Origin of the sequence: Acinetobacter sp. A47, from assembly GCF_000805455.1 — a bacterium.
Lineage (GTDB): Bacteria > Pseudomonadota > Gammaproteobacteria > Pseudomonadales > Moraxellaceae > Acinetobacter.
The window spans coordinates 1-8,969 of sequence record NZ_JSUS01000057.1 but is presented as its reverse complement, the minus strand read 5'-3'; the positions used below and the strand labels follow the sequence as shown (position 1 = coordinate 8,969).

7 protein-coding genes and 2 pseudogenes are annotated in these 8,969 nt (G+C 46.9%); 2 read left to right on the top strand and 7 right to left on the bottom strand.

The window, feature by feature from the left end; all coding sequences use genetic code 11:
- Positions 1 to 185: pseudogene (locus OC23_RS19495) on the top strand (hypothetical protein); the annotation flags it as partial.
- A 296-nt stretch (positions 186 to 481) separates the two neighbouring features.
- Here the strand turns inward: OC23_RS19495 and OC23_RS12210 are convergent.
- The 4 genes from OC23_RS12210 to OC23_RS12195 all read right to left on the bottom strand — a co-directional run bounded on the left by OC23_RS12210 (position 482) and on the right by OC23_RS12195 (position 6,694).
- The gene (locus OC23_RS12210) at positions 482 to 2,458 is read right to left on the bottom strand and encodes a BCCT family transporter (RefSeq protein WP_038345128.1); all 1,977 of its coding nucleotides are present in this window, start codon (positions 2,456 to 2,458) and stop codon (positions 482 to 484) included.
- A 234-nt stretch (positions 2,459 to 2,692) separates the two neighbouring features.
- On the bottom strand, positions 2,693 to 3,913 hold the full coding sequence (locus tag OC23_RS12205; RefSeq protein ID WP_038345127.1) for a CaiB/BaiF CoA transferase family protein: 1,221 nt from the start codon (positions 3,911 to 3,913) through the stop codon (positions 2,693 to 2,695).
- A gap of 13 nt (positions 3,914 to 3,926) precedes the next feature.
- The gene (locus tag OC23_RS12200) at positions 3,927 to 5,258 is read right to left on the bottom strand and encodes an MFS transporter (protein WP_038345126.1); all 1,332 of its coding nucleotides are present in this window, start codon (positions 5,256 to 5,258) and stop codon (positions 3,927 to 3,929) included.
- 227 nt (positions 5,259 to 5,485) lie between these two features.
- On the bottom strand, positions 5,486 to 6,694 hold the full coding sequence (locus tag OC23_RS12195; protein WP_038345124.1) for an acyl-CoA dehydrogenase: 1,209 nt from the start codon (positions 6,692 to 6,694) through the stop codon (positions 5,486 to 5,488).
- 229 nt (positions 6,695 to 6,923) lie between these two features.
- On the opposite strand from OC23_RS12195, the gene OC23_RS12190 reads away from it, so the two are divergent.
- Positions 6,924 to 7,880 carry a LysR substrate-binding domain-containing protein gene (locus tag OC23_RS12190; protein WP_038345123.1) on the top strand — a complete coding sequence of 319 codons (957 nt, stop codon included), beginning with the start codon at positions 6,924 to 6,926 and terminating at the stop codon, positions 7,878 to 7,880.
- Here the strand turns inward: OC23_RS12190 and OC23_RS12185 are convergent.
- The 3 genes and pseudogenes from OC23_RS12185 to OC23_RS19490 all read right to left on the bottom strand — a co-directional run.
- Positions 7,874 to 8,557, bottom strand: a complete 684-nt coding sequence (locus tag OC23_RS12185) for an ion channel (RefSeq protein ID WP_038345129.1) — start codon at positions 8,555 to 8,557, stop codon at positions 7,874 to 7,876. The two genes, OC23_RS12190 and OC23_RS12185, sit on opposite strands and share 7 nt — an antisense overlap.
- Positions 8,558 to 8,603: 46 nt before the next feature.
- Positions 8,604 to 8,729, bottom strand: a pseudogene (locus tag OC23_RS18850) (TetR/AcrR family transcriptional regulator); the annotation flags it as partial.
- A 113-nt stretch (positions 8,730 to 8,842) separates the two neighbouring features.
- Positions 8,843 to 8,969 (bottom strand): hypothetical protein (locus OC23_RS19490; protein ID WP_227505553.1); only part of this gene is annotated, 127 nt, incomplete at its 5' end.

The window sequence follows — 8,969 nt, the reverse complement described above, 5'->3', positions numbered from 1 at the left end:
GTAATCTAGATATTTATTCAAACTTATCAACCACTCAAAAATCTAACCATTTTAGCCAAATCCTTGTTTCTCAACAAGTTTTTATCTGCATCACCGCCGATGGATGTGCATTCTACAGCATTTCAGACCAGACGCAAGCACTTTTAAAAATTAAATTATCCGGTTGTTTTATTTTTAAACTTTAACTTATCTAATCTACTGATTTATATAATTTAAAATTTATCGATTATCTTAAAAATTAATTTCTCCGAAAATTAAGCCACATAAACCACTGTTATTTATAAATTTTCATCTATATTTGTTTTAATTATCAGCGAAACTCTTTTTAATTTTGATCATTTCTTTCTCACAGACACACTTTTTTTATCAATAAACAGGGTTCCAACTAAAAATTATATTGAAAAAAATATCTCCAAAAACAAAATAACGGTTTTGAAGTACTCAAAACCGTTATTTTAATTATTGCGGTACACAATTGTGGTTAAGACGTTGTGCCTCGTACCACATTCAGGAAGTAAAGATGACGTTCATACTGGTCAATAATATCCTGAATCAGATCCTCCTGGGTCCAGTCCATGACATCGTAGTTTTGACCACCTTCCCTCAAAAATACTTCGGCCTGGAAATACTGGGCTTCGTCAGCATCTCCCTGTCCCAGCATAAAACTTGGTGGAACAGTCTCATGGGCATACACCGTATAGATGAAGTTGATCTCATGATGGTGATCGACACGCAGTTGCAAGCCTTGTTCAGTATTTTGAATATCGACTTCAAGATGACGGCGTTTAAACTCTTTCTGGATACTCTCGAATGCCTTTCTCACCTGGGTATCAATATAGTGTCTGACCTCGGCTTCAGTATGCGGATAATGCATGATTAATCCCAGACGCTGCTGCCAGCTTCTTGGATTATTGATTGCCCTAGGTGTAGTACGTGCTTCCTGAATGGCTTGCATTTTTGTTACATCGATCTTCAGGGCTTTTAACAGCCCCCAACTCATCAGTAACATCACAAAGGTAAATGGCAAGGCACTCATAATGATGGAGGCCTGCAAAGCCGCCAGACCACCCACCAGAAGCAGGATAATCGCCAGTACAGCCATCAGTACCGTCCAGAATAGTCTTTGCCAGGTTGGCGAGTTTTCGGTTTTGGCCGTCAGATAATCTGTTACCAAAGCACCGGAATCAGCTGAAGTCACGAAGAACAGCATGACCAGTACGGTTGCCAGCAAACTCATGACCCCAGCCAGCGGCAAGTGATTCAGGAATTCAAACAGCGCGACAGATGAATCATTTTGTACAGCCTGCAGCAAGGTCACATTATGTTCTTGCATGATACTGAATAAGGCAGCATTGCCTAAAAAGCCCATCCAGACAATGGTAAAGCCGGTCGGAATCAGTAACACACCGACGATAAATTCACGGATGGTACGTCCACGGGATACACGTGCAATAAACATCCCGACAAATGGTGACCATGAAATCCACCACGCCCAGTACATGATCGTCCAACCGCCAATCCAGCCATTGGGCTGGTAGGCATACAGATTAAACGTCATGCTGAACAGATTGGAGAAATAGGAGCCTGCATTCTGGATTGTGGTTTGAAGCAAATAGATACTCGGTCCGGCAATAAAGATAAAGGCCAGCAATACCAGTGCCAGGATCAGGTTCAGCTCAGAAAGGCGTTTTACCCCTTTATCTAATCCTAAAAATACGGACAATGACGCCAGGATACTGACAAAGATAATCAGCCCCACCTGAATCTGGCTACTTTGTTCAATGCCAAAGAGATAATGGAGACCGGAGTTGATCTGGGTTACCCCAAAACCTAAAGAGGTAGCGACCCCAAAAACCGTACCAATGGTGGCAAATGTATCGATACCATCGCCTAAAGGCCCATAAATTTTCTTGCCTATAATCGGATACAGGGCTGAACGGGTCTTTAAAGGGAGATTATGGCGATAGGCAAAGTAAGCAAGCGCCAGCCCCACAACGGCATAAATCGCCCAGGCATGCAGCCCCCAGTGGAAGAAGGTAATACGTAAGGCTTGCTGTGCCGACTCTACACTTTCAGGATCACCACTCGGCGGACTGACATAATGCATGACCGGTTCTGCCACGCCAAAGAACATCAGACCAATCCCCATACCGGCCGTAAACAGCATGGCAAACCATGAGCCATTACTGTATTCAGGCTGGCTGTGATCAGGGCCTAATTTGATTTTACCGCTGGCGGAACAGGCAATATAAATCAGTAGAATCAAAAAGACCGCGACGGATAACACATAAAACCAGCTAAATGAATCGGTAATCCACTGTTTTAACTGCTGGGTCAAAAGTTCAAAGGAACTGGGTGCGATAATGACGATTGCGAGAAAAATCGCAATAATGATAACCGTGCTTAAAAACACGTTTGGATTCACATTCGCAAACTGCGAAGATGGCTTGGAAGGCATAATTCCCTCACGTTATTTTAATGATAATGACAGGCCACGACAGCCAAAAATAGACATTCACCGTGTGAATAAAAGCGAGCTCATGTCAGGTAAAGCTCAGGCTCTAGTATAAAAAATGTCACAAATTACGCAGTTGTAATGCTGTAACAGAATATAAAATAAAAATACAATCCATTGTTTTTAAAAAATAAACCCAAGCTCATCCGCCATCCGGACAACCTCGGGATGTGTTCATCACTGCCCAATCACACCTTGCCCGGATAACTCCGCCAGGCGCTCTGTGGAACAGTATTGCGCTAAAACCTGCCGGGTATGCTCTCCTAAGCGTGGAGGGGCGAGACGATATTGCACAGGCGTTGCCGACAGCTTTAATGGCGAGGCAATCATTTTAAACTGGCGATATTGCGGATGCGGAAGTGACACCACCATTTCCCTTGCTTGTACTTGCGGTTCCTGCAAGGCTTCCGCCACCGTATTGATCATGCCAACAGGCACTTTGACCGCATGAATCCGTTCTACCCAGTATTGGGCAGATTGCGTGAGAAAATGCTGTTCCATTAATGTGGTCAATTCACCCCGATGCGCAATCCGGTCCCGATTGAATCTAAACTCGGGCTGCTCTGCCCATTCAGCCCGGCCAATGGCCTGACACAAGGCTTTAAACTGGGCATCATTGCCACAGGCAATAATAAACTCCTTATCTTTTGCCTTAAAGGTTTGATAAGGCACAATATTAGCGTGGGCATTGCCCCAGCGTTGCGGAGCCTGACCGGTGATCAGATAATTCATGCCATGATTGGCTAGCCCGGCGACCTGAACATCCAGCAGAGACACATCAATATGCTGTCCTTTTCCGGTAGTCTGGCGTGACCAGAGTGCGGCCTGAATTGCAATGGTGGCATATAGCCCGGTCTGTAAATCGGCGACTGCAACCCCTACCTTTTGTGGGCCACCACCCGGCAGATCATCCTTCTCCCCGGTAATACTCATCAATCCGGCCATGCCCTGAATGATAAAATCATAACCCGGCTCAGACGCACGTGGTCCGGTTTGCCCAAAACCGGTAATCGAGCAATAAACCAGCCCCGGATTGATCTCACTCAGGCTGGTATAGTCCAGACCATATTTGGATAGTGATCCGACTTTATAATTTTCAATCAGTACGTCACTGTCCCTGACCATTTCCCTGAGCAAGGCCTGTCCTGCTTCTGATGCAATATCAATCGCAACCGAGTATTTATTGCGGTTAGCAGACTGATAATAGCCGGACTCGCGCGTGGGCTGTCCTGCATTATCCTTCATCCACGGCGGGCCCCACATCCGGGTGTCATCACCGGTGACAGGACGCTCAATTTTAATTACTTCCGCCCCCAGATCGGCCAGAATCTGACTGCACCACGGCCCTGCCAGCACCCTGCTCAGATCCAGGACACGTAAACCGGTTAATGCGCCCATGCTCTCTCCTCCTTTATGATGATTGTTGTGGATCGTATTGGCGATCCCGTATAAATAGTCCCGGTAACACACCCGCAATAAAATAAGCGGCACCCATGACAATAAAGGCCATGGCGAATGTTCCGCCAGAGGCTAAAAAACCGATGGTGGCCGGTGCAATCGCCGCCCCAACCCGACCAATGTTATAGGCACCGCCAATGGCAGTACCGCGAACATCCGTTGAAAAAGATTCCGCCATATAGGTGGCATTGACCCCATATGGAATCCCATAAAGGAATCCAAAGGTAATGAGTAAATACAGAATATTGTCAGGGGTATTAAAGAAGATAATGATCGGCAGAAAGATTGCGCTGGCCAGCGTTCCAAACACGAAAATGGCACGGCGGTTAAATTTATCTGCCAGATAACCCGCCAGAATCTTGCCTAGAATCATTGCCGTATACGAACCCACCATATAACTGGTCAGCGACTTGAAGTTCATATTCACTTCGGTTTCCAGATAACTTGGCATCCAGTTGTTAATGCCGTAATAACCGAACTGTAAAAAGAAAGCTGTCGTCATCCAGAGCAGGAACATTTTGCGATGTTTGAAATTGGCAAAAATCTGTTGATAAATACTTTGGCTTTTCGGTTGCGGTTGCGGTTGCGGTTGCGTCGCAATAACTTGCTGCGTTTGCGGAGTCAAACTCTTCATTTTCGTCAGCTGCCAGGATTTAGGCTCAGGCACAAAGCGCTGCAAGACGATATTGATCGCTGCTGGAATCACGGTAATGAAGAATAAAATACGCCAGCCATGTTCCGGAATGATGGCACCTGCCAGTAAGGTTGCCACGATATAGCCAACCGTTTGTCCGGTTTGCAAGGTGCCCAGTACTGTGGTGCGATACGAGGTCGGAACATACTCCGCCATTAAGGTATTGCAGGCCATATAAAGGGCGCCAATCCCTAAAGCTCCGATAAAACGTAACGACATAAACTGTTCAAAGCTTTGGGTAAAACCCAATAGACAGGTGGCAATTGAAAAGAAAGTCACAGAATGGGCAATGGTTCTGACCCGCCCATATTTATCACAGGCCCAGCCACCCAGAATACCGCCAATTCCCATCCCGGCGAGAGAGGCACTCCCCAGCGCACCCGCCTGAAAGGTTGATAATCCAAATTCTGCCCTTAAACTGGTGAGACTGTATGACAGCAGCATGATATCGATGCCATCTACCACCATGGCGAAGTAGGCAAACAGCAAGGCAAATTTCCATGTGTGTGGCTTAATCCGCGCATAGGTTCCCAGATTAGAAGGCCATTTGCTCATCGCTGAGCTTGCTACCGTTTGAACATCATTGTTCATTTGACACCTCATTTTCTCAAATGGGTCTGGTCTTTCATCAACCATTCAAGTGATGAATCCTTTGCGACAGTGCTATTTATTGTTTTTGGCAAAGTGTCATTTTTCCACCGGAAATGTGCTTGATGAATCCTTGACGATTTTAATGGGTATAAATCAATTTTTTAGGCATGAATTTGCCCGAAGACACGCCCGTAAGCGTATCTGGGTGATCAACAAGTCAAGAATTTTTAGTTAGAAAATGCCGCGATGCCAGTTTGCGCACGCCCCAGAATCAAGGCATGTACATCATGGGTGCCTTCATAGGTATTCACCACTTCCAGATTGACCAGATGACGGGCCACACCAAACTCATCACTGATGCCATTGCCACCCATCATGTCACGCGCTAATCGGGCAATTTCCAGTGCCTTACCGCAGTTATTGCGTTTGATCAGTGATGTGCCTTCTACTGAAGCAATGCCGGCATCTTTCATCTGCCCAAAGCGTAAAGCCGCCTGTAACCCCAAGGCAATTTCGGTTTGCATATCCGCCAGCTTTTTCTGGATCAGCTGATTGGCAGCCAGCGGTCGGCCAAACTGTTTGCGGTCCATGGTGTATTGATGTGCGGTATGCCAGCAGAACTCCGCCGCCCCCATGGCGCCCCAGGCAATGCCATAACGGGCACTGTTCAGGCAGGTAAAGGGTCCTTTTAGGCCGCGCACTTCAGGAAAAGCATTTTCTTCCGGCACAAAGACCTGATCCATCACGATTTCACCAGTAATCGATGCTCGCAGCCCGACCTTGCCATGAATCGCAGGTGCAGACAGCCCTTCCCAGCCTTTTTCCAGAATAAAACCGCGAATCTCTCCAACATTGCCAGTTTCCGAGACTTCTTTGGCCCACACCACAAACACATCTGCAATCGGACTGTTGGTAATCCACATTTTATTGCCACTCAGGCGATAACCGCCGGCAACCTTTTTGGCACGACACAGCATACTGCCCGGATCAGAGCCATGATCCGGCTCGGTCAGGCCGAAACAGCCAATGTATTCACCGGTTGCCAGTTTAGGCAGGTATTTCTGTTTTTGTGCTTCAGTACCAAATTCGGCAATCGGTACCATCACCAGTGAACTTTGTACACTGGCCATCGAACGATAACCCGAATCTACGCGTTCAATCTCGCGTGCGATCAGACCATAACTGACATAGTTTAGCCCCGCACCACCATACTGCGCCGAAATGGTCGGCCCCAGCAGTCCCAGCTCACCCATTTCCCGGAAAATACTTGGATCGGTTTTTTCATGACGGAATTGTTCCAGTACGCGTGGCATGAGTTTGTCTTGACAATAGGCCTGAGCGCTATCCCGAATCATGCGTTCTTCCGAGCTGAGTTGCTGTTCGAGTAAAAAGGGATCTTGCCAGTTAAAAGAGACACGCTTTCCTTGATTTGCCATGACTTGTGATCTTCCTGTTGATTAATTTTGATCTATGTTATGCACTTGATGCTAGGCCAGATTGTGCCCTCAGGCAAACGATGTTTTTTCATACAGCCATGCGTTTTATGCATAGCTCAATTGAAACCCGTGGCATGCTTCTGGTAAAAATAAAGCTGAGAATAATCTATAACACTGAACTGATCCGAACCTTATGGTTCGTTTTCGTGCACAACACAAGGATGCGGTTATGCGACGTATGATTCCCTCCCTGCAATCATTGATCTGTTTTGAAGCCGCTGCCAAACATAAAACCTATACCCATGCAGCACAGGAACTGAGCATGACCCAAAGTGCCGTTTCCCGGCAGATTCAGCAACTGGAAGAATTTCTGAATCTGCCACTGTTTCATCGGGTGCGACATGGCGTTGAACTGACCGTTGCGGGCGAACAGTACCTGAAAAATATCAAGACCCATTTATTGGGACTGGAACACAGCACCCTCGACCTGATGTCGCATCAAGGTCTGGGTGGCACGCTCAAACTGGGCGTAGTCCCCACCTTTGCAACACGCTGGCTGCTGCCACGCCTGCATCGTTTTAATGAAAAATATCCCGAAATTACCATTCATCTGGAAACCAGTACCAAGCCCTTTCTGTTCAGTGAGCAGATTTTTGATGCGGCCATCTATGCAGGCACTCCCGCTCAGGTAGAAAACTGGCCCGGAACGACCGCACATTTTTTGATGCAGGAAGACGTTGTTGCCGTTTGCTCACCCGCACTGATTCAAAAGTTCTTTCCGGATCTGGTTCAAGATAAGCCGCCCTCGGCACTGGATTTGTGCGCAGCACAACTGTCACAACTGCCGTTATTGCAACAGACCACCCGCCCGGCGATCTGGAAAGAATGGTTCGACAGCCTAGCCTATAACGCGCCCTATGCGATGGAAGGCCAACGCCATGAGCTGTTTTCCATGCTGGCCGTGGCGGCAACTCACCATCTTGGTGTGGCCCTGATTCCACAAATGCTGATTGAAAAAGAGCTGAATCGAGGAGAATTGATGATCGTGTCATCACACAAACTCAGTGGTTCACGTTGTTATTATTTTGTCTATGCCGAACAACCGCATAACCCGATTATGCTGAAATTCATCGAATGGCTACAACAGGAAACCACAACCCCTCCCCATACCACCACGAATTACTGATTTTTGGGTAAATGGGCAATATATTGCAGTGCAATCAGACGCGAGACCACCACGGCCAGATACATCACACCGCCAAACATCTGTAACATCGCCAGTACCCGGGCTGCCGGACTGAGCGGCATCAGGTCGGATAAACCGGTCGCCGATTGCAGGCTAAAACTCAGGAACAGCAAATCCAGCCAGCTTTGCAGCGCTTGCGGCTGATTGGGGTTTTGAAAGCTGTTTGGCAAAAGCAGCTGACAAATACTGTATAAAAAGGCAAAGGCCCAGGCGATCAGAGTAAATACTGCACCCGCAGCGAACAGTTCGTCTTTGGTCAGATAACGGTCGGCAAACATATAGCGCAATAAACCATAAGCGGCATAGAAATAGGCCATTGCTTCAAAAGTATAGGCCATGATCTGGACGGTTGCTGTGCTATAGCCAATAAAAAGCATGATTGAAAACACAAAGGCACCCAGCACAATAACCAGCCCCCAGAAGGTAAAGACCGGAGTCTGCCGGATGACCTTGGCAATAATTAACAGGGCCAGCACGCCCAGTGACCAGGTCAGGGCCCGATATTCATTATCTCCGTAAGTCAACATATACAGGATTAATAAAGCCAGTTGAACCAGCAATAACCACGCAGAGGGCAACAAACGAAAAGTACGCCAGAATTGTTTTAAGCTTTGCATAGGGCTTTCCTGAATCTTGTTATGTTTTTCATTTTTGTTGAGTGCATCATACTGCATCTAAAAAAGAAACGATCATTTTGAAACGTTCTTGTTGCAGGCGATGTGTTTCGATCAGAAAAGTATTGTTACCGGCATCACGCATCAGGGTAAATAAGGTACGGTTAATCATCACCAAGAAACTTAGGTTTTAAGGGTTCAAATTCCGGACTGCGCCAGCGTACCTGATTTTTTCAATGTCCATAAAAAAGCCCTCAGTCAATGAGGGCTTGTTTTAACTTGCGGCTATTAGTGGTCAGATGCACCTGAAGCACCGATCCCTGTCATTGAACGGACAAACTGTGCATCAAAGGCTTTACGCTCTTTCTCTGCACGTGCTGACTTGTCGGTTACAGAGAACAACCAGCAGCAGAAG